Origin of the sequence: Lysinibacillus sp. FSL K6-3209, from assembly GCF_037976175.1 — a bacterium.
GTDB lineage: Bacteria > Bacillota > Bacilli > Bacillales_A > Planococcaceae > Lysinibacillus > Lysinibacillus sphaericus_D.
Genome location: NZ_CP150264.1, coordinates 1,921,622 through 1,941,891 on the forward strand (window position 1 = coordinate 1,921,622; position 20,270 = coordinate 1,941,891).

A 20,270-nucleotide genomic window follows, 5' to 3' on the forward strand; every position below is an offset into this window, starting at 1 on the left:
AATGTTATATTTAATTATTGGTGATAAGCAATTTTCATCTTGGTCAATGAGAGCATCAATTATTTTAAAAGAAAAAAAGGTTCCATACAAGGAATTAATAGCTGGATTGGATTGGCCTATTAAATTCTCGGAAAATGGTATTATTCCGATAAACGAAAAAGATGAATACGATTTACCTAAAGAACCTGCCTCGGGTTGCGGTTGTCAATTAACTCAGCTAATTAAGATGGATCCCACTAATTTAATAAAGGGAAGCATAGTAGAACATCTTCCAAGAGTACCGATTTTAATTGATACTGATACGAACGTAGTCATTTGTGATGTACTGGCTATATCAGAATATCTTGAAGAAAAATACCCAAGTTATCCAAGTCTTTTGAGTTCTGATATTAAGAAACGAAGTGATATCCGAGTGTTTAGTAGCCATATTCATGCGGATTTATTACCGCTAATGAGTGGTATCTCATATTCGCATTCATTTAGAAATCCTGGTGGACATGCTATTGATGAAGAAACTAAAAATCAAATAGAAGAAACCATTACGTTGTTAGAAAAGTCTATCCAAAGAAAGATGACTAATAATTGGGAAGGGGATTTCTTATTTGGCGCTTTTTCCTTAGCTGATGCTATGTTTGCTCCAATTGCTCAACAATTTAAAGGTTGGGAAATTGAAATAGAAGATACTGAAACACAAAGATATTTAGAAAATCTATTAAATAGATACTCTATTTACACTTATTTACAAGATGCTAAAAAGCCGTATGAGCTTTTACATAGCTCTCCAAAAAATTCATATACTTGGGTTTCTCGTCATTACCGTTATTGGCCAGAAATTGGAATGATTCACAATATTTCTACAAGTGTTTATCATATTTTAGATGACATTTCTAAACATATGTTTGAATTAGCTTATGAAGGAAAATCAAACGAAGAGATTATTGATCACTTAGTTGAAGTTTATGATGTTGATTATGATATAGCAAAACAAGATGTTTTAGATTTATTCCGACAAATCCATCCAAGTAATATAGTTGCTAATAATTTTTCTGAAATTACTTTATGAAAAATATCATATTACTTATCGCTGAATCATTTCGCATCATAGCTTTCGAAATATTCTCTATTTTAATTCCTTTAATTGGATTGAAGATACTTAATTTGGATAATTTTTCTATTGGTATATCATTATTTTTATTTTCAATAGGCTATCTAATTTTTAGTTATACAGCAGGAAGAATAGTAGACGCTTATAATAAAAAGAAATTAATTATTTGGATATATATTACGCAATCCATTTTATTATGTGTATTTTATATGTACATTGACTATAACTCGTTATTCATTTGGATATATTACCTACTCATTCTAATGTTGGGACTGTCTGTTGTTTTTATTGAAACAGCTGTTACAGCTTGGATGCCAGATATATACGCAACCAACAGAATATCCAATGGAGCAGGAATTTTACAAACTGGTAAATCGATTTCTAACCTCATTGCCCCTACTATCGGAGGGGCATTAATTTCATTATACGGATACAACCATACGGTCGTCTTGCTTATTATGCTGTTGCTATTAAATATCCCTCTTACCATTTTATTAAAAAGCGAACATAAGCCCAATAGTCAGAAGAATTATATAAAACCTAACAAGCGTTTTAAAAGGACGTTTAAGTATATATTAACTACTCCATCTCTGAAAGCTATTATGCTAACGACTGCTACTATTAATTTAGCATTTTCGATTTATGGTTCATTAATAGTGATATATTTATCAGCGGATTTTCAATTAAGCGAATATATTATTGGAATTATCTTTTCCATTTCTGGAATAGGGGCACTAATCGGCTCCGTGCTCTCACCTTATTTAATTAAAAAATTTGGCTCTACTAATGTGATGATTTTTGGACCGCTAATACCAAGTTTTGGCTTGCTATTACTTGCTATACCCAATAATCAATACACTGTTTTATTGTTCTCTCTAGGAATATTCTTTAGCCTGCTATCTAGAAGTTTGGGAAGTGTTGCACGACTTACTGTTCAATCACTAATTATCCCTTCTGAAGAACGTGCAGAAGTCAATGGTACACTCATGATGTTTACTTGGGGAACAATTCCTATAGGAACTCTCATTGGAAGCTATTTAAGTGTTTATTTAGGTATACAAAAAGTTATGCTTATAGCAGGTCTTATCTTAGTAATATCTAATATTTATATGATTAAATTACGGGCTTCAAAATATAAAATAACTCAGAGGAATGCGATATGAAGAAGATTTTTTGGAATGCTTTTGAAATGAACTGTGTTGGTCATATTAATCATGGTCTTTGGAAAATACCCGGTAATAAAAGGATTAATTATAAAAACTTAAACTATTGGACGGAGTTAGCTAAAACTTTAGAAAAAGGGAAATTTGATTCTCTTTTTTTAGCTGATGTTGTTGGTGTATATGATGTTTATAGAGGAGGATTTGATACCTCAGTAAAAGAAGCAGTACAAATTCCAGCGAATGATCCTCTTATTCCCATATCCGCGATGGCCCATGTCACGACCAATTTATGTTTCGCGGTAACGTTTTCTACGAGCTATGAGCCACCTTATAGCTTTGCAAGAAGAATGAGTACGTTAGATCATCTGACAGAAGGTAGAATGGCTTGGAATATAGTAACTTCCCATCTAGATAGTGCTGATAAAAACTTTGAAATAAAACATTTGTTAACTCATGATGAAAAATATGATTTAGCAGATGAATATTTAGATGTATGTTATAAGCTATGGGAAGAGAGTTGGGAGGATGACGCAGTATCTATAGAAAAGAATATGTATTATGCTGATCCTACAAAAGTTCATAAAATTAACCACAAAGGTAAGTATTTTGATGTAATTGGACCACATTTATGTGAACCATCTCCTCAAAGAACTCCTGTAATTTATCAGGCTGGCATGTCTGAAAGAGGTCGGGATTTTGCAGCTAAAAATGCAGAGTGCATTTTTTTAGGAGGGAAAACGATTGATGATATCACCTATATTATTAATGATATTAGTGAGCGGGCGCTTACTTTCGGCAGATCTTTAAAAAATATAAAAATGTTTATGGGTTTATGTATTGTTACAGGATTAACAGACGAAGAGATAAACAGTAAAGTGGATTTATATAAATCATTTTGGAGCTTAGAAGGCAATATGGCTCATTATTGCGGTGGACAAGGTATTGACTTATCTAAATTCAGTCAAGATGATAATATAAATGGATTTGCAGTAGGTGAAATAGTAAATACATTAAATCGTATCGATGGTAAATGGTTTAAGGTGATTATTGGAAAACCTAAAGAAGTTGCTGATCAAATTCAGCATATTATAGAACAAACGAATATCGATGGCTTTAATTTAGTACAATATCATTCACCAGATACATTCGAAGATTTTATAAAATATATTGTACCCGAGCTACAAAATAGAGGACTATATCAAAAAGATTATTCACCAGGAACATATAGAGAAAAACTTTTTAATTTAAAACATAAATATCGTTACAATAAGCCACAAGGGGTTAATAGTAGTCGATTTTAAGTATAACGAACTGGCATAATTGATGAATAAGTTGAAGCATTAGATTCTAAGTCTATTTTAACAAAAGTTCAAGAATGTACCAACGATGCATGTTATGCTACAACTTCAATGTATGAGCCAGCCATAAAAGGGAATGGATTTACGCCAGCAGTACAGACAAATAAAAAGCATCTTCAGTTGAATTGGGGTTTTGATACCTCAACTTCAATTTGGGGGTGTTTTTTCTATGGGTACAAAAGATTTAAATCATCGTCTTTTTCGTTATTTCTAATGAAAGAAGATACGCAATGCCCATTTTAATAATTAAATCGAAGGGGCAAAGTAAAGCCAAAATGGGCTAGCTTTATATTCCTATAAATGGAAATATAAATTTACCTTCATTGACAAAAGTAACAACTTGTTGTTAAAATCAAGTTGTTACTTTGACCTCGACAAATTTTTATATAGAAGGTCAAAGGTCTAGAGACAAGGAAAGTCTCTTCTAAATTAGGGGGATGTAAAATGGTCAAGTTAAAAACAGTAGGACTAACTTTTGGAATAGCTGTTTCGTTACTATTAGCAGGATGTGGTGATAGCAATCAAAATGATGGAGATGCAACAGGCAAGAACGTAAGCATAGGTGAGCAGGTGGATTATAAAATTATAGGGATTGAACCAGGAGCAGGATTGACGGAGCTTTCGGAAAATACGATAGCGGAATATCAAAATTTGCAAGGTTGGGAACTGGAGGAAAGTTCAACACCTGGGATGTTAGGTTCATTAGAGCAGGCTATTCGAAATGAAGAGCCTATTATTATTACAGGATGGACACCGCATTGGATGTTTTCATCCTACGATTTAAAATTTTTAGAGGACCCCAAAGGGACATTAGGTGGAACGGAAAATATTAATACACTTGTGCGCAAAGACTTGGCTAAAGACTTACCCGATGCCTATACATTGCTAGATCAATTCTATTGGGAGCCAGAAGATATGGAAGCTGTAATGTATGAAGCCCAAGCAACTTCTTTTGAAGAGGCGGCAGAAAAATGGATTGCACAAAACGAAGAGAAGGTAAATGAATGGACAAAAGGGATGACAAAAGGGAAGGGCAAAGAAATCGAATTAGCATCCACTCCATGGGATTCAGAAAGAGCTTCAAGCAGTGTACTACAGGCAGTATTTGAAGAACTTGGATACACTGTCACAATTACACCTGTTGATCCTGCCATCATGTTTCAAGCAATCGCATCAGGAGTAGTCGATGCAACTGTCGCTGCTTGGTTACCAACAACACATAGCTCCTTTTATGCAAAATACAAAGAGGACTTTGTTGATTTAGGAGAGAATTTAACAGGGACCAAAAATGGATTTGTTGTTCCTGCATATATGGACATCGATTCCATTGAGGATTTACAACCAAAACAATAGGTTAAGAGATAACAAGGGGAATTTCCTAATAGTTAGGAAATTCTTTTTTTTGTTAAAGTGGAAGTAAAAAGGGATTCATTACAAGCGTGTCGAAATAGGATGAATTGTATTCTATGCAACTCACTATAATGTAGAAGACTAAATAAGCCAGTTTTGAGCAAATAGAAGGAGTCAAAGAGATGACGTTATATTCCGTTCTAGTAGCAGATAGCAAATTACAAACCGTTGATTGTACAGGAATTGCTGAAATCACTGTAAGAGAATTAAAAAAATTACATCCGATAACGGAGGATACGCCAGAACAGCCTTGGCATTCGATGGATGATGATGCACGTATTGTCTATGCGCCAGATGAATCAGCTTTCGGTCAATTGCATATTGTCGAATGGAATAATCCACCGTATGATTTAGCGCTTTATAATGAAAAAAATTATGTATATGGTATTGAGGGCAATTGGGGTCCGCAATTTTTAGATGATTTTTTAAGCTATTTAAAGGAACATATAAAACCGGTGCAAAATGTTGATTTAATTAGGTTTTGGGCAGGAGAATATGACCGAAAATTAAAAAGTCGTCGTATCAATATTGAAGAAATTGAATGGCATCACCTTGAAAGCTTACAGAACGAACAGTACATACGTGTCGCTTTTGTGTAACTAATAGAATACATAGCTACACTTTTGGAAGATTAAAGTGGAAAACCGTATGATTATTTTAGGAAATCCCTTCTTTAATAAATACCAAAAACACTTAACTAAATTGGAAAGGCGGACGATTATGTATATACCTAAATACTATAAAGTGACAGATGTTCATGAAATTGAAGAATTTATTCAAATGAACGCTTTTGCTACACTTGTCACAACAAAACAAGGCACACCAATTGCCACTCACTTACCATTACTGTTACATAAAAAAGGCGATGATATGTATCTTACTGGCCATATGGCATATGGAAACCCGCAGTGGAGAACATTTGCATCTTGTGGGGATGTGCTCGTGATGTTTCAAGGGCCGCATGCGTATATTTCTTCTTCCTGGTATTCGCACGAAAATGTTCCAACGTGGAATTATCAGGCGGTCCATATTTATGGCAAAGCAACACTTTTAGGTAAAGATGAAGTAAGCGAAGACTTAACATCGCTGTTAGAAAAATATGAGAAGCATAGAGAGCAACCTGTTTTATGGGAAAACCTTTCACCAGAGCTATTAGAAAAAGAAATGAAAGGTATTGTTGGATTTCAAATAAAGATTGGTGATATACAGGCTGCCTATAAATTAAGTCAAAACCGTAACGAAGCAGACTATGAAAATATTATTGCACAATTGAATAATGAAGCAACACCAAATTCAAAACAAATAGCAGAACAAATGGCAATGCGATGTAAAAAATAACGAGAGGTATCTTTTTAATTGCGCTAGATGGACATGCGAGGCATGATTGTTTAACCATATTTTTAATAAATGTTATGATGAGACTAATAACTGTGAAAAAGGGGATTGTTTTAATGGAAAATTTACACTCAATAGAGCAATTTGAAAACTTAAAAAAAGGTGACCGTACAATATTCGTTTTTTCAGCAGACTGGTGTGGAGATTGTCGATTTATTGATCCGATTATGCCAACAATTGAAGAAAACTACAGCAATTATCATTTTGTGAAAATTGACCGAGATGATTTCATCGATTTATGTGTAGCATTAGATGTATTTGGTATTCCAAGCTTCCTTGCTTACGATAAAGGCAATGAAGTTGGCCGCTTTGTTAGTAAGGACCGTAAAACACAGCAAGAGATTGAAGCTTTTTTAGATGGATTAACTTTATCGTAAGACTTGCCTAAGCTATAGGGGACGCTATCTCCTATAGCTTTTTATTTGCCTGCTTGTCAGCCGTTACATAAGCAATACAACGCTCCACATACGCTAGTACCTCTTTTGAAATTGGGTATAATCCTGTTTTCTCTGTAGGGAGTTTTCTAACTTCCCAAAATTTATCCATTAACGCCGTGTCGCCTTGAAACGTATCATTTGATAATTCGATTATTTTGGAACCAATTTGAAAGCCTTTGTCCGATTCAGCTTGAATATTATGTTTGATACACCATTCAATTTGTCGTAGTAATACAATATATTGCTGTGTCATTATGTCATTGCTACTAAGGTTTGGAATGGTTTGTTGTAAAAATGTTTGTTCATCCTCTTGGAAATAGTCCATCCATTTTTTAGAGGTGCTTTGAGAACGTTGAACGAGTTCCGTCACATGTTCCCACGATAATGATTCTTCTAAATCAACCATATTAATCAATGATGTCGTATGCGAGATACTCGTTTGCAGTTCAGCAAGTCGTTCTTGTAAGTAATTGTGATGTGAAATTAAAATTTGTTTATAGGAAAGTTTATCTAATAAATCACGAATTTTATCGAGTGGAAGTGACAGCGTTTTTAGAATGATGATTTTCTCTAATTTAAACAAGTCTTTTTCCGAATAGTATCGTCGTCCATAATCATCTTTAAAACTTGGTGTCAGCAGATTAATTTGATCGTAATACCGAAGTGTGCGAATGGAAATATTGCGCTGTTTCGCTACCTCTCCTGTCGTCCATTGTTTCATTTTCATTCCTCCTGAAAAAAAGTTTGCAGGTGACGTTACGTCATCTCATACACTTAGATTACACCATATAAAGGAAGAAGGATAGAGAATGGAAATAAAAGAAATGAACTGGAAAAGTCAAGATTATTGGGGATGGAAAGAATTTATTTTATTACTGCTAGTAGAGTTTATTGTTGTGATTGGCATTATTAAATGGATAGTGAAACCAGTGTACGCTCAGTTGTTCCGTAATGAGCTATATGCTGGAACATTAACAGGGTTCACGATTGCGATTACGCTTGTTTTTAGTGTTTATTTTATAGCGCTACGTCCTAAAAAGCTTTCTTGGCGAGAGGTAGGGATAACATCAATTTCCATGAAGCAATGGAAAATGATACTATGCTATTCGCTTCTGTTAATGATTGGCGCCTTACTAATCGTTGTGCTAACAAGTTATATCGGGATTTCGGTGGAAAATAGCAAAACACAGGCCATACAGCAAAACATAACATTTTTTACGGTACTAATAGCCTTTCTCTCTGCGGCTGTTATTTCACCAATATATGAAGAGATTTTTTATCGAGGGTTTTTATATCGCTGGTTACGTACACGCTTAGGATTGGTTGGTGCCATTCTCCTTAGCTCATTTATTTTTATGATTGCTCATATCCCAACCTATAATGTCATGCCCGTCAACTTCTTTAGTGGCATTATTTTTGCTTTAGCATATGAGCGCACGAATTCTATTTGGCCTTCTATTATCATTCACGGTTTAACGAATGGCATAATGGTTTTGCTAACAAGTTTAGGATGAATAGATGGTGAACATCGACAAAAAAACAGGTCTCATTAAACATGAGAACCTGGATTGGTCGATTAAATCATTATTTTGCTTGACGGTACCAGATAATCACAGGGATTAATAATAAAGATAATAGTCCACCCGTTAATGATAAAGTGGCGTAACTAGAATTAGCTACTATCATCCCTGAAAGAGCTCCACCTGAAGCACCTGCCAATGCGATAAAAACATCAATTGTGCCTTGGATTTTAGCGCGTGTTGAAGGTTCTGTGGCATCAACAATTTGAGCAGTTCCGCTTATTAGGCCGAAATTCCATCCTATACCTAATAAAGAAAGAGCAACGATCAGCATAAACATGGAATCACTTGGTGCATAGGCCGCTAGTAAACCGGCAAACAGTAAAATAACCCCAGCAGCAATACTCATGGCTGTTCTACCAATCTTGTCAACAAGTATACCTGTTACAAGAGAAGGAAGGTACATGGCACCAACATGGAAACCAATAACGATTCCTACAGCACTTAAACTATGTCCATGATGTTGCATATGGATGGGCGTCATTGTCATAATGGCTACCATAACGATTTGCGTAAGAATCATTACAACTGCACCAACCATGATGCCTTTTTTATTCATTGAAGGAGACGCCTGGTGAAGAGCTTTCCCAGAGACGATTCGATGTTGATGAGCTTCTATAGATGTTGCTAACAATAACGGGTCGGGACGAAGCATGATGAACAGAACTAAACCTGCTAGTATAAATGCAATAGCAGATAATAGAAATGGACCAGCTAATGAAGGAATACCGATAGAAAGAGCAAATTTCCCCATGACATCCACTAAATTAGGTCCTGCTACGGCCCCGAATGTGGTCATAACCATCGTAGTACTAATGGCCGTTGCACGTTGTTTGTTGTTTGCTAAATCTGTACCTGCATATCGAGCCTGTAAATTTGTTGCTGTTCCTGCACCGTAAACAAGTAAGGCAGCAAATAATAAAAAAACACTATTAATTAATGCGGCTATAACAACGCCAATGGCGCCAAGTCCACCAGTGATAAAACCTGTAGTGAGCCCTATACGGCGACCATAGCGTTGCGAAAGTCTTCCCACAATAAAAGCAGCCCCTGCTGACCCTAATGTAAATAGGGCAGAAGGTAATCCGGCAAGTGAGTCCGTGCCAAGCATTTGTTGGGCTAACAGAGCGCCTACCGTAATGCCAGCAGCAAGACCTGCTCCGCCGAAAATTTGCGATAAACTAACTACGATTAAAACTCTTTTATACATTTTTTTCAGCTTTTCGGGAGAATTTACATACTCCCCGATTGAATGATTTACACTAGCCAATTAGATGTAACACCATCTTTCTAACGATTTGATGAACAAAAATTTTTAGCTCATTTACCAAGCTTACCATACTCCTGCAATTGTAGATATATGCCAATTTGCGGTGGAAAATTTGGTATAGTAAATAGAACTTGTGATTTTAAAACACCTCCTAACGAATAAGGCTTCGTTAGGAGGTGCGAATGATTTTACCTTTATTGATTATGATCGTACCAAGGATTTAGGTGAATCAGAACTTCTTCTACATTCGGATGTTTCTCCATAATCGTTTTCTTTATTTTACGGATAATATCATGTCCTTCTTGGATTGTTAAATCAGCAGGTACACTCACACGCAAATCGACCAATACATAATGCCCGTGTTCTCTCGCCCGTAGACGATCTATTCGTTTTACTTCAGGAATAGTGAGGATTAATGTTTTGAAACTAGCCAGCGTGTCAGGACTCACACTTTTTTCCATAAGTGTGTCGATAGCTTCTAATAACATGCCATAGGCAAGTTTGAAAACTAAAATGGTCACAATGATACCTGCAATGGGATCTCCGTATGTAAGGATATAAATATGATAATTTTCCCCAATAAGTGCAAGCCCGATTCCTAATACGGCTGCTAATGATGCATATACATCAGCTAGATGATCATAAGCAGTGGCTATTAAGCCTTTACTATTTGTTCTTTTGCCAATTTTTATCGTATATACGTATAAAATAAGCTTCCAAACAAGTGATATAATGGCCGTAATAAAGGCAATTAAACTTGCTTTTTCAGGCTCCTGAAAGAATGCGGTAATGGATTCATAAGCAATATAAAGAGCTGCTATCATTAAAATAATTCCTACAATGGCGGAACTAATCACTTCTGCTTTTCCGTGTCCGTACGGGTGATCTTCATCGGCAGGACGTTTAGAAATACGCATGGATGTTAAAGCAGCACCGCTTGCTATCACATCACCTGCATTATGATAGCCATCAGCTAAAAGAACAGGGCTGTGGAAGATAGTACCAACTACTATTTTTAAAATAGTTAATACGATGTTGCTTATTAAACTAATCCATCCAGCAACTATTGTAGTATTTGTGCTTTGAGTCATAAATGTATACCTCCAATAAAATTCTTTCCTAAAAGCAACAAAAACCTTTGACTCGTTTTAAGTCAAAGGTTTTGATTAAAAAAATATAGGTTTTGTAAACTTGAAATTTGTATCATCTTTCTCACTCCAATATAGGCGTTCATTGAGTGTAACATATTCTATTCATTGGTTCAATCATGGTTTATCCCACTTTTTTCTTAAAAAACAATGGGGATATCTATCGTCCGGTAGTATCATTTAGTAAAATAGGTAATAAAAGTTAAAAAATGTTGTATAACTTATTAAACAAGAAAGGACGTAGACTTATGAAACAAATTATAGCACTTGGGGGCGGTGGCTTTTCTATGGAGCCAGAAAATCCTTTGCTGGATCAATATATTCTTCAGCAATCTATGAAAAAAAATCCAAAAATTTGCTTTCTTGCAACAGCAAGTGGAGATTCAGAAAATTACATTTCTCGATTTTATCATATCTTTGAAAAACAGGATTGTCAGCCTTCGCACTTATCCTTATTTAACCCATCTACAAGAAATATAGAAAGTTTCTTACTGGACAAAGATATTATTTATGTTGGTGGAGGAAATACAAAGAATTTATTAGTACTATGGAAGGAATGGGGATTGGATACCATTTTGAAAAAAGCGTGGGAGCAAGGAATAATACTAGCTGGAATTAGTGCGGGTTCCATTTGTTGGTTCGAGGAAGGAGTGACGGATTCTTATGGGGATGGGTTGGAACCATTAACGTGTTTAGGGTTCCTAGAAGGAAGTAATTGTCCCCATTATGATGGAGAATCGGATAGAAGACCTTTGTATCAACAGCTTATCACTAATAAAAAAATTAAACCTGGTTTTGCAACGGATGACGGTGTTGCCATTCATTTCATTGATCAGGAAATCCATACTATTGTAAGTTCAAGACCTAACGCGAAAGCGTATAAAGTATATGATGATAATGATAAAGTTATAGAGAAAGAGCTTGCAATAAATTTTTTAGGTCTTCTTTAGCAATGAAAAACGGGAAATTTCCTTTCAATAACATAAAACCCCGAATAGTTCCGCTTTTCTTGAAAGCGTGCTTTGCTCGGGGTTAGTGTTATAAGCGGGCTCCTAACTTAATGGTCCGAAGCTTACTTTCGCTGACACAACATGCCTTTACTTAGTTGGCATGTGCGATGGCGCTGATTTCAATTAGTTGTTCTGGTGATGCCAAGTAAGTCACCCCGATAAGGCTACCGGCTGGTCGATGTTGCCCAACGTATTCCTTGAATAGTCGAAGGACTGGTTCAGTATGTTCTTCCGCATTTGTTAAATAGATTTCCATATAAGCAAGGTTAGATCTTGTTGCACCGAATTTTTCCAAAACGCCATCTAGATTTTTAAGCGTTTGCTGTGCTTGTGCTTCGATATCGCCATCGCCAACGAATGTACCCTCCGTATCATGGGAAAACTGCCCCGAAATGTAGATAGTGCCGTTGACACTGTAGCCCTGTGAAATACCGTGATCCCAAAGGTCATGATTGTAAATTGTAATATTCTTCATTTTTTTCTCTCCTTTACTTTAAAGTAATGTCAGTATAAAATGAACGCGAACAAAAAAATAGTACGCACTTTTTTGAAAGGTACTATCAGAAAGGATAGTGTAAATATGGGTTTGGCTGATTACAAAGACACGGGAACTATTCAAGAAACCCCGTTTGGCTATACATTATCAGTAATTGGCGGTAAATGGAAAATGCTGATTATTTATATTTTGGCGGAACATCAAACGGTTCGGTTTAATGATTTGAAACGCAAAATAGGGGCTATCACCTTTAAAACATTAAGTGCACAACTGAAAGAATTAGAAGCAGATGGAATTGTCAGTCGAAAAGAGTATCCACAGATTCCACCTAAAGTGGAGTACAGTCTTACAGCTAAAGCGGAGACGTTATTACCTGTTTTGGAACAGTTATGTGAGTGGGGAGAAAAAAACAATACGCATTAATGTCTTGCTGTAAAGCGTACCTCACAAATTAAATGAATGAGCGATGAATGGATGCAGGAGCTACAGTTAATTTGCCATTTCTATAGCGGAGATTGAAAGCTTTAATCATCTCTTTTTTTCTGTTTCTTATTATCAATAATGTGGAATAGAAACAACAATAGACTACAAGAAAAAACAATAGACAGTACGCCTTTAACCGCCCGCATGACAAAGTGATCAGTAGGGAAATCGAATAAAATATACCCCAAACAATAGATCCATGATACAACTATTAACAATTGAAATACTATTTTCTTCATGATATATTCTCCCTTAAAAGTACTGCTTTTTTTACTAGCTAAAAAATTTTATCTACAAGAATCGTAACATAGTAAGATGTAGGTGGATACAAATGTAGGATTAGATGAATTTTATTGCACAGGATTAAGGTTTATGTCAGTTTCTAACTTGAAGGTTTCTACAATTATGACTGTCATGGGCATTATATTTATTATGCTAATCGCATTTAATTTTAATCAAAAAGCACAAGATGTAGTATAAAAAGTGTTTCTATAATGGGCTACTAACCATAAAATATAGAACCAGCCACTCATTTAAAAGTGAGTGGCTGGTATTTTTGTCTAAAGTCTATAAAATGACAGCTCTAAACATTATTCAAAAAACATACTTTAATGGACGAGCAAAACTGCTAGATAAAGGAGCGTATAGCAAAGCCATTGCGCGGCATAATGATAGCAAGGAACAGTGAGGGTCTTCAACTGCTCTATTGGTTCAGCTTAGAATATATAAAAAGTAAAGAATGGATGATGAATTTGTCACATTTTAATAATCATGGGCAACAGGATGGAAGTAAAAACAAAATCGCCTTGAAATGGACTTTCTTTCTTATAGCGGGCTTTATGATTGTCGAAGTGATAGGTGGCATCATGACAAACAGTTTAGCGCTATTATCAGATGCAGGCCATATGTTAAGTGACGCAGCAGCGTTAGGGTTAAGCTATATTGCTGTATCCATTGGTCAAAAAGCCGTAACAAAACGAAAAACGTATGGCTATCGTCGGTTTGAAATATTTGCCGCTTTTATAAATGGTCTTACGTTGATTGCCATTTCGCTCTATATTTTTTATGAAGCTTTTCGTCGATTTTCAGAACCACCTGCAGTGGCAAGTACGGGTATGTTAATCGTGGCAACACTCGGTTTACTGGTCAACATTGGCGCAGCCTTTATCCTTAAACGGGGGGATAACGATAATCTGAATGTAAAAAGTGCTTTTTTGCATGTTTTAGGTGATATTCTCGGTTCGGTGGGAGCGATTACGGCTGCATTGCTTATTTTATTTTTCGAATGGAATTTAGCCGATCCTATTGCAAGTATGATTGTAGCGCTTCTTATCATTATTAGCGGCTATCGTGTTACGCGTGACTCCTTCAATATTTTGATGGAAAGTGCTCCAGAAAATTTGCCAACGGATGATGTCAAAGCGAAGTTAATGACTGTTGAGGAAGTCGAAGAGATTACCGATTTACATATTTGGCTAATTACAATGGATTTCCCTTCTTTAACTTGTCAAGTGGTGGTGCATCAAGAAGCGGATGAACAAATTGTTTTACGGAAAATACAAAATCTGTTACACGACGAATTTGCATTGCATCATATGACGATACAGATTGAAAAAAAGAGCAATTAGAACGGGAAAATTATTATGTGATGGGTAATCTACCTAATGCATATTGCCATGTAGATTATTCAATAGCGTAAAACGAATCAGCATGCTTACGACAAATGCGCCGGCACACTTCAGAAGTTAACTTCCTCGTACTATCCTCCTTATTGTAAACCTTACTTGCTCTTCTATGCGTCTATGCAAAATATTAACTGCTGTTTGTATGCATAAATTGTTGTAGTAAGCCGAGTGTTTTCAAACGATGCAGCATAATCAACTTCACTAGTGCATTGTGTTTGAACTGCCTGAAAAGTTACATCAACAACTAAATTAGGGGTTTTCCTTTATAACAACTATTGTTTAGGGGAAAACCCCTATTTTTTTTGACTATAGATTTCACTATGATGAGAGTGTAAGTTTCAAACACAAAATGCAGAAAGAAGGAAGAAGCATGAAAAATTCTTTCAAAATTGTCATTGTTGGTGGGGGAACAGCTGGTATTTCTGTTGCTGCCCGCTTATTAAGGAAATCGCCAAGCCTCAATTATGAAGTGGCGATAATAGATCCAGCCTCAAAACATTATTATCAACCGTTATGGACGTTAGTTGGTGGAGGCGCTGCTAAAAAGGAAGATTCTGAACGTTCTATGGAATCTCTTATTCCAGAAGGCGCAGTATGGATCCAACAACCCGTACTTGAATTTAAACCTGAACAAAACGAAGTCATTCTAGGAGACCAAACATCTATTTCATATGATTACTTAGTTGTAGCAGCAGGGATTGAAATTAACTGGGGTGCCATTAAAGGCTTAAAAGAAGCGCTTGGTACAAAATCTGTTTGCAGTAACTATTCATTTGAGCATGTTGATTATACTTGGGAAACGATACGCAATTTAAAATCAGGTACAGCCTTATTTACACACCCAAATTCACCTGTAAAATGCGGTGGTGCGCCACAAAAAATTATGCATTTAGCGGAAGATTACTTCCGAAAAACGGGTGTTCGTCAAAATATGAAAGTTGTATTTGGTTCTGCTAATCCAGCCATTTTTGATGTACTGAAATACCGTGAAGCGTTAGAGAAAGTGGTGGAACGCAAACAAATTGATGCACGATTCAGACGTAACTTAATTGAAATTAAAGCGGATGAAAAAATCGCCATTTTCGAAAATTTAAATACTGGTGCAAAAGAGCAATTGAAATATGACATGATTCACGTCACACCTTATATGAATGCACCGAAATTTATTGCGAACAGCCCTTTAGCGGATGACAACGGTTGGGTGGATGTGGATATGTATACATTGCAACATAAGAAATATGCAAACGTCTTTGGCATTGGCGACTGTGCAAACTTGCCAACATCTAAAACGGGAGCAGCCATCCGAAAACAAGCACCTGTGGTAGCTGAAAATGTTGTGGCATGTATGCGCAATCAAACAATGGACAACACATATAACGGTTATTCGTCTTGCCCAATCGTCACAGGTTACAACAAGCTAATTTTAGCAGAGTTTGATTATAAAAAAGAGCCTGCTGAATCAATGCCATTTAACCAAGCAGTGGAACGTGCAAGCATGTATATGATGAAAAAAGATTTATTACCAATTATGTATTGGGACGGCATGTTAAAAGGAACGATGTAGAAAGGAGGCATGTGTGATGGAAACGAATCCGTTACTAGAGCAACTAAAGCAGCCGGATATTCAAGCAGCGCTCGTATCATTGCTAAGCCAATTGCCGACATATGAAAAAAACTTACAAGCCATCGGGAATGTCGTCAGTTTTGGACAAGCGGTATTGCAAGATCAGCAATCCATTCAAAAATATGATGAACTTGTACGAAGCTATAACGTAAATATTGAAACGGTGGAAGCATTAGTGGGCCTACTAGAAAAATTGCCGAAGCTTTTACAAATGATCAATCAGTTAGAGGATATAGTCGATTTTGTAACAGCTGTGTTAGCAGATCAACAAACTATTGATTATGCGACAGCTAGTATTAAATCTTACACAGAACCGATTGTAGAAAAAGGAAAACAAGGGTACTCGCTAGTTAAAGATATACAACAACAAGCAGAAGCAACAACAGAACCAATTAAACTCTTTACGATTATGAAGTGGTTAAAAGACCCGAGTGTTCAAAAGTCACTGAAATATGTACAAGCAACAATCCAAATTTTAAATAAACAAACCAATTAAAAGGAGAGAATTTTATGTTATTACGTTATTTCTATGATGAAAAATTAGCACATGCTTCTTACATGGTAGGTTGTCAACGAAAAGGCGAGGCAGTGATTGTGGATCCAATGCGCAATATTGAGCCATACATCCAAGTAGCTGAAAAGGAAAATATGAAAATCGTTGGAGCATTAGAAACGCATATCCATGCTGACTTTGTAGCAGGTTCTCGTGAATTAGCTGATCGTTTTGGTGCTACGATGTACATTTCCGATGAAGGCGATGAAAACTGGAAATATCAAAACTTAGATGGCATTCAACACGTACTATTAAAAGATGGTGACAAATTTGAACTTGGTAAACTTACTTTCGAAGTGATGCATACGCCAGGTCATACGCCAGAATCTATTTCATTCCTATTAACAGATGGTGCAGCGGCAGATAAACCAATTGGACTATTTACAGGTGACTTTGTATTTGCGGGGGATATTGGCCGACCAGACTTATTAGAAAAAGCAGCTGGTATTAAAGGGACTGCTGATGCAGGTGCAAAAGTAATGTATACATCTGTAGAGCGCTTTAAACAATTACCAGACTACTTACAAGTATGGCCAGCACACGGTGCAGGTAGCGCATGTGGGAAAGCACTTGGTGCAGTACCATCGACAACAGTAGGCTATGAAAAACAATTCAACTGGGCAATGCAATTCGACAATGAGCCGGACTTTGTGAAAGCTTTATTAGATGGTCAACCAGAACCACCTTATTACTTTGCAGTGATGAAATCCGTTAATAAAATTGGCATTGAGTTAATTAAAAATTTACCAGAGGTAAAAGTCATCACTTCTATTGAAGAAATTGAAGGCTTGATTGCAGCTGGTCAGCAAGTTGTGGATACACGAGATGCTCAAGCCTTCTCACAAGGACATATTAAGGGAACGATGAACGTGCCATTTAATAACTCCTTCACAAACTGGATGGGCTGGATTGTGAACTACAAAGAACCTTTATATTTACTTGCTAATGCTACTCAAATGCAAGACATGCTCATTGCACTTCGCTCAATCGGTATTGACCAAGTACTAGGTTATGCAGATGTAGAAGCAATGATTGAGCAAGCGAATGAACTAGATTCATATGAAAATATTACACCTTCTGAGGCAAAAGCGATGATGGACACAGAAGATGTAGCTGTATTAGATGTGCGTAATCTGACAGAATATAATGAAGAGCATATTGAAGGTGCACAGCACATTATGGTTGGTACATTAAAAAATCGTTTAGATGAAGTACCAAACAAAAAACTCATTGTTCAATGTCAAGCAGGTGGTCGTTCTGCCATTGCCGCAAGTGTATTAAAAGCAAATGGCTTCCACAATTTAGTTAATATGACAGGCGGCTACGGTCAATGGGTGAAAGAAGTAAAATAAAGTAATTAGTGCAAAGAGTGCCTTCCATGTGAGGCACTCTTTTTGGAGGTTTCTATGATCATTTTACTAATTGTTGTCCTAGCCATTGTTTTAGTGCGGGCTTACTATATTCGTTTTGTCCCTGTCAAACAGGTGAAAGATATACCGTACCGTCAAGTAGCTGAAGGATATCAACTACTTGATGTACGGGATTACAATACAACAGGCTGTTTAGTTTATAATAGTAAGCATATTCCATACGGCTATTTACCACGTTTCTATAAACAAATGGATAATCGCCCTATCCATCTGATAGTAGAAAGTCAAATGGATTTAAATCTGGCTAGCCGCTTTTTACGAAAAAAAGGGTATAGTGTAAATAGCTACACGATGATGAAAAGACCGTGTAAAGTAAAAGGAATGATGTATAAGGAGGTGTAAAGTATGCAATCCCAGCTACAAAATGAGTATTTACAGCAAATTTATGAGCATATTCAAGATGGGATTATTATAATGAAGGAAAGCAGGGAAATCATTATGATGAACCCTGCTGCACAGCGCTTAACCGGTTGGCAAAAAGGTGATTTTGTGCCGTATTGTTCCTATTGTATGACTCGTAAAAGGGAACAGGGTGAACCGACGTGTTATTTAATTGCCAACAATGAAGTGCCTTCATTTTTATCAGAAATGCCTATTTATCATGGTCGAAAGATTGATGTCGAAATGAGTACAGCCGCTATTTATGCTAATGAGAATACAGGGGAAACAGAATATTTACTTGTCTTACGTGATCAGGAAACATTAAAAAAAGCGCAAGAGGCTGCCATTAATAAAAAAATGATTCGAGCATTAATCGAAGCAAAGGAATCAGAACATAAACGCTTAGCACAAGAACTACATGATGGAGTTGGTCAATCATTATTTTCGGTATCTATTGCACTGCAAGCGATTGAATCTTTTGTGCAAGATAATGTGCAGTTGAATGAGTACATTTCTGAAGTACGTGCGGAACTGCAAAAAGTCATGAATGACATTAACGCATACTCTCACCAGTTACGACCGCACAGTTTAGATCAATTAGGTTTAGAGCCGACCATTCAGGCGACAATTGATACGATAAAAAAACAAATAACGGGGTTGGATATTCAATTAACGACACGTGGTCTTGATCGATGTGACCCAGCAGTTGAGATTAATTTATATCGGATTACGCAAGAAGCATTGCATAACATTATTAAATATGCAAAAGCAACCCAAGTGCATATTCATATTAAAAAGGACAACACCCATATCTATATGACCATTCAAGATAATGGCATTGGCTTTGAACGGGACAAGATTCAAAATGCAGGGCTAGGGTTAAAGCATATGGAGGAACGGGTCGATCAGTTGGGTGGTACTTGTTCAATTCTGTCAAAAGTAGGACAAGGGACATGTATTGATATCGTCATTCCAAGATGGAGGCCGCAACATGATTAAAATATTGCTTGTCGATGACCATGTGTTAATAAGAAAGGGCATTGCGCTCCTGTTAGGGAATTATTCGGATATAACAGTTGTAGGAGAGGCAAGTGATGGGGAAGAGGCGATTCAGCTTGCCTACCAAACTGAGCCGAATGTGATTTTAATGGATATTTCGATTCCAAATGGGTTGGATGGATTTACTGCGACAAAGGAAATTAAAAAAAATTTACCTGACACGAAAATAATTATGCTGACAATGCATAATGAGATAGCCTATATTCAACAGGCGATGGAAGTAGGAGCAGATGGCTATATTTTAAAAAATAGTCAAGGTGGCGAAATGTATGAAGCGATTCAAAGTGTCTATACAGGTCGCCGCTACTACGAAGTGGGTTTACCAAAAGGTCAACTAGAAAAATTATTTAAGAAAAAAGGAAAAAACAATGCGGATATCTTATCTACACGTGAGCAGGAAATTGTTCGTTTAACCATTTTAGGATTTACGAATATGCAAATTTCAGAAAAGCTATTTATTAGTGCTAAAACGGTAGAAAACCATAAAGCCAACATTATGCAAAAACTAAATTTAAAAAGTAAGGCAGAGCTCATTCAATACGGTATTACAAATAAGTATATAACATAGCTTACGTAGGCTGCCCAATAAAATCTTCTTTCTAAAGTCTATGCTTTTATTAGTGAAGAACCATCTATTAACTGTGCATAAGCGATAAAGCAATCTGCTTTATCGCTTTTTATAT

General features: G+C 36.3%; 21 protein-coding genes. 17 read left to right on the forward strand and 4 right to left on the reverse strand.

Features of this window, described 5'->3' with window-relative positions; genetic code table 11:
- Position 1: 1 nt before the first annotated feature.
- From MHH88_RS09125 to MHH88_RS09155, 7 genes are all read left to right on the forward strand, one after another.
- The gene (locus tag MHH88_RS09125) at positions 2-1,063 is read left to right on the forward strand and encodes a PqqD family peptide modification chaperone (protein WP_339262548.1); all 1,062 of its coding nucleotides are present in this window, start codon (positions 2-4) and stop codon (positions 1,061-1,063) included.
- Entirely contained in the window at positions 1,060-2,268 is a 1,209-nt protein-coding gene (locus tag MHH88_RS09130; RefSeq protein WP_339262550.1) for an MFS transporter, read from the forward strand. Before MHH88_RS09125 ends, MHH88_RS09130 begins: the two co-directional genes overlap by 4 nt.
- Positions 2,265-3,569, forward strand: a complete 1,305-nt coding sequence (locus tag MHH88_RS09135; protein ID WP_339262552.1) for an NtaA/DmoA family FMN-dependent monooxygenase — start codon at positions 2,265-2,267, stop codon at positions 3,567-3,569. The genes MHH88_RS09130 and MHH88_RS09135 overlap by 4 nt, the downstream gene beginning before the upstream one ends.
- A gap of 501 nt (positions 3,570-4,070) precedes the next feature.
- Positions 4,071-4,979: a glycine betaine ABC transporter substrate-binding protein gene (locus MHH88_RS09140; protein WP_339262553.1), complete on the forward strand. Its 909-nt coding sequence runs from the start codon at positions 4,071-4,073 to the stop codon at positions 4,977-4,979.
- A 179-nt stretch (positions 4,980-5,158) separates the two neighbouring features.
- Positions 5,159-5,635 (forward strand): hypothetical protein, encoded by a 477-nt coding sequence (locus tag MHH88_RS09145; RefSeq protein WP_339262554.1) that lies wholly within the window; start codon positions 5,159-5,161, stop codon positions 5,633-5,635.
- Between the two features lie 121 nt (positions 5,636-5,756).
- Positions 5,757-6,374: an FMN-binding negative transcriptional regulator gene (locus MHH88_RS09150; RefSeq protein ID WP_339262555.1), complete on the forward strand. Its 618-nt coding sequence runs from the start codon at positions 5,757-5,759 to the stop codon at positions 6,372-6,374.
- A 77-nt stretch (positions 6,375-6,451) separates the two neighbouring features.
- Positions 6,452-6,808: a thioredoxin family protein gene (locus MHH88_RS09155; protein ID WP_256093099.1), complete on the forward strand. Its 357-nt coding sequence runs from the start codon at positions 6,452-6,454 to the stop codon at positions 6,806-6,808.
- Between the two features lie 31 nt (positions 6,809-6,839).
- On the opposite strand, the gene MHH88_RS09160 is transcribed toward MHH88_RS09155, so the two are convergent.
- On the reverse strand, positions 6,840-7,589 hold the full coding sequence (locus MHH88_RS09160) for a MerR family transcriptional regulator (RefSeq protein WP_339262556.1): 750 nt from the start codon (positions 7,587-7,589) through the stop codon (positions 6,840-6,842).
- An 88-nt stretch (positions 7,590-7,677) separates the two neighbouring features.
- Between MHH88_RS09160 and MHH88_RS09165 the strand changes: the two genes are divergently transcribed.
- Positions 7,678-8,382: a type II CAAX endopeptidase family protein gene (locus MHH88_RS09165; RefSeq protein ID WP_339262557.1), complete on the forward strand. Its 705-nt coding sequence runs from the start codon at positions 7,678-7,680 to the stop codon at positions 8,380-8,382.
- A 70-nt stretch (positions 8,383-8,452) separates the two neighbouring features.
- Here the strand turns inward: MHH88_RS09165 and MHH88_RS09170 are convergent, their stop codons facing one another.
- Together MHH88_RS09170 and MHH88_RS09175 are read right to left on the reverse strand one after the other, a co-directional pair.
- Positions 8,453-9,658, reverse strand: a complete 1,206-nt coding sequence (locus tag MHH88_RS09170) for an MFS transporter (protein ID WP_339262559.1) — start codon at positions 9,656-9,658, stop codon at positions 8,453-8,455.
- 254 nt (positions 9,659-9,912) lie between these two features.
- Positions 9,913-10,809, reverse strand: a complete 897-nt coding sequence (locus tag MHH88_RS09175; RefSeq protein ID WP_339262560.1) for a cation diffusion facilitator family transporter — start codon at positions 10,807-10,809, stop codon at positions 9,913-9,915.
- A 305-nt stretch (positions 10,810-11,114) separates the two neighbouring features.
- Here MHH88_RS09175 and MHH88_RS09180 point away from each other — a divergent pair, with 305 nt between their 5' ends.
- Complete coding sequence (locus MHH88_RS09180; RefSeq protein WP_339262562.1) at positions 11,115-11,816, forward strand: Type 1 glutamine amidotransferase-like domain-containing protein; 702 nt, start codon at positions 11,115-11,117, stop codon at positions 11,814-11,816.
- 151 nt (positions 11,817-11,967) lie between these two features.
- Here the strand turns inward: MHH88_RS09180 and MHH88_RS09185 are convergent, their stop codons facing one another.
- Positions 11,968-12,351, reverse strand: coding sequence for a RidA family protein (locus tag MHH88_RS09185; protein WP_069508330.1), 384 nt, complete (start codon positions 12,349-12,351; stop codon positions 11,968-11,970).
- Positions 12,352-12,456: 105 nt separating this feature from the next.
- Between MHH88_RS09185 and MHH88_RS09190 the strand changes: the two genes are divergently transcribed.
- The 8 genes from MHH88_RS09190 to MHH88_RS09225 all read left to right on the forward strand — a co-directional run bounded on the left by MHH88_RS09190 (position 12,457) and on the right by MHH88_RS09225 (position 20,155).
- Positions 12,457-12,795, forward strand: a complete 339-nt coding sequence (locus MHH88_RS09190; RefSeq protein WP_024363558.1) for a helix-turn-helix domain-containing protein — start codon at positions 12,457-12,459, stop codon at positions 12,793-12,795.
- 806 nt (positions 12,796-13,601) lie between these two features.
- Positions 13,602-14,483 (forward strand): cation diffusion facilitator family transporter, encoded by an 882-nt coding sequence (locus tag MHH88_RS09195; protein ID WP_339263031.1) that lies wholly within the window; start codon positions 13,602-13,604, stop codon positions 14,481-14,483.
- Positions 14,484-14,910: 427 nt separating this feature from the next.
- Positions 14,911-16,104 carry an FAD/NAD(P)-binding oxidoreductase gene (locus MHH88_RS09200; RefSeq protein WP_339262564.1) on the forward strand — a complete coding sequence of 398 codons (1,194 nt, stop codon included), beginning with the start codon at positions 14,911-14,913 and terminating at the stop codon, positions 16,102-16,104.
- A gap of 16 nt (positions 16,105-16,120) precedes the next feature.
- On the forward strand, positions 16,121-16,660 hold the full coding sequence (locus MHH88_RS09205) for a hypothetical protein (RefSeq protein ID WP_339262566.1): 540 nt from the start codon (positions 16,121-16,123) through the stop codon (positions 16,658-16,660).
- A 14-nt stretch (positions 16,661-16,674) separates the two neighbouring features.
- Positions 16,675-18,069 (forward strand): MBL fold metallo-hydrolase, encoded by a 1,395-nt coding sequence (locus tag MHH88_RS09210; protein ID WP_339262567.1) that lies wholly within the window; start codon positions 16,675-16,677, stop codon positions 18,067-18,069.
- 54 nt (positions 18,070-18,123) lie between these two features.
- Positions 18,124-18,489 (forward strand): hypothetical protein, encoded by a 366-nt coding sequence (locus MHH88_RS09215; RefSeq protein WP_081327835.1) that lies wholly within the window; start codon positions 18,124-18,126, stop codon positions 18,487-18,489.
- Positions 18,490-18,492: 3 nt separating this feature from the next.
- Positions 18,493-19,527: an ATP-binding protein gene (locus tag MHH88_RS09220; protein WP_069508339.1), complete on the forward strand. Its 1,035-nt coding sequence runs from the start codon at positions 18,493-18,495 to the stop codon at positions 19,525-19,527.
- A complete protein-coding gene (locus tag MHH88_RS09225) occupies positions 19,520-20,155 on the forward strand; it encodes a response regulator transcription factor (protein WP_069508341.1) in 636 nt (211 codons plus the stop codon). The genes MHH88_RS09220 and MHH88_RS09225 overlap by 8 nt, the downstream gene beginning before the upstream one ends.
- Positions 20,156-20,270 lie beyond the last annotated feature (115 nt).

Coding starts and splice junctions, on each gene's coding strand:
- MHH88_RS09125 (WP_339262548.1), top strand. CDS start 2: ATGTTATATTTAATTATTGGTGATAAGCAATTTTCATCTTGGTCAATG.
- MHH88_RS09130 (WP_339262550.1), top strand. CDS start 1,060: ATGAAAAATATCATATTACTTATCGCTGAATCATTTCGCATCATAGCT.
- MHH88_RS09135 (WP_339262552.1), top strand. CDS start 2,265: ATGAAGAAGATTTTTTGGAATGCTTTTGAAATGAACTGTGTTGGTCAT.
- MHH88_RS09140 (WP_339262553.1), top strand. CDS start 4,071: ATGGTCAAGTTAAAAACAGTAGGACTAACTTTTGGAATAGCTGTTTCG.
- MHH88_RS09145 (WP_339262554.1), top strand. CDS start 5,159: ATGACGTTATATTCCGTTCTAGTAGCAGATAGCAAATTACAAACCGTT.
- MHH88_RS09150 (WP_339262555.1), top strand. CDS start 5,757: ATGTATATACCTAAATACTATAAAGTGACAGATGTTCATGAAATTGAA.
- MHH88_RS09155 (WP_256093099.1), top strand. CDS start 6,452: ATGAGACTAATAACTGTGAAAAAGGGGATTGTTTTAATGGAAAATTTA.
- MHH88_RS09160 (WP_339262556.1), bottom strand. CDS start 7,589: ATGAAACAATGGACGACAGGAGAGGTAGCGAAACAGCGCAATATTTCC.
- MHH88_RS09165 (WP_339262557.1), top strand. CDS start 7,678: ATGGAAATAAAAGAAATGAACTGGAAAAGTCAAGATTATTGGGGATGG.
- MHH88_RS09170 (WP_339262559.1), bottom strand. CDS start 9,658: ATGTATAAAAGAGTTTTAATCGTAGTTAGTTTATCGCAAATTTTCGGC.
- MHH88_RS09175 (WP_339262560.1), bottom strand. CDS start 10,809: ATGACTCAAAGCACAAATACTACAATAGTTGCTGGATGGATTAGTTTA.
- MHH88_RS09180 (WP_339262562.1), top strand. CDS start 11,115: ATGAAACAAATTATAGCACTTGGGGGCGGTGGCTTTTCTATGGAGCCA.
- MHH88_RS09185 (WP_069508330.1), bottom strand. CDS start 12,351: ATGAAGAATATTACAATTTACAATCATGACCTTTGGGATCACGGTATT.
- MHH88_RS09190 (WP_024363558.1), top strand. CDS start 12,457: ATGGGTTTGGCTGATTACAAAGACACGGGAACTATTCAAGAAACCCCG.
- MHH88_RS09195 (WP_339263031.1), top strand. CDS start 13,602: ATGAATTTGTCACATTTTAATAATCATGGGCAACAGGATGGAAGTAAA.
- MHH88_RS09200 (WP_339262564.1), top strand. CDS start 14,911: ATGAAAAATTCTTTCAAAATTGTCATTGTTGGTGGGGGAACAGCTGGT.
- MHH88_RS09205 (WP_339262566.1), top strand. CDS start 16,121: ATGGAAACGAATCCGTTACTAGAGCAACTAAAGCAGCCGGATATTCAA.
- MHH88_RS09210 (WP_339262567.1), top strand. CDS start 16,675: ATGTTATTACGTTATTTCTATGATGAAAAATTAGCACATGCTTCTTAC.
- MHH88_RS09215 (WP_081327835.1), top strand. CDS start 18,124: ATGATCATTTTACTAATTGTTGTCCTAGCCATTGTTTTAGTGCGGGCT.
- MHH88_RS09220 (WP_069508339.1), top strand. CDS start 18,493: ATGCAATCCCAGCTACAAAATGAGTATTTACAGCAAATTTATGAGCAT.
- MHH88_RS09225 (WP_069508341.1), top strand. CDS start 19,520: ATGATTAAAATATTGCTTGTCGATGACCATGTGTTAATAAGAAAGGGC.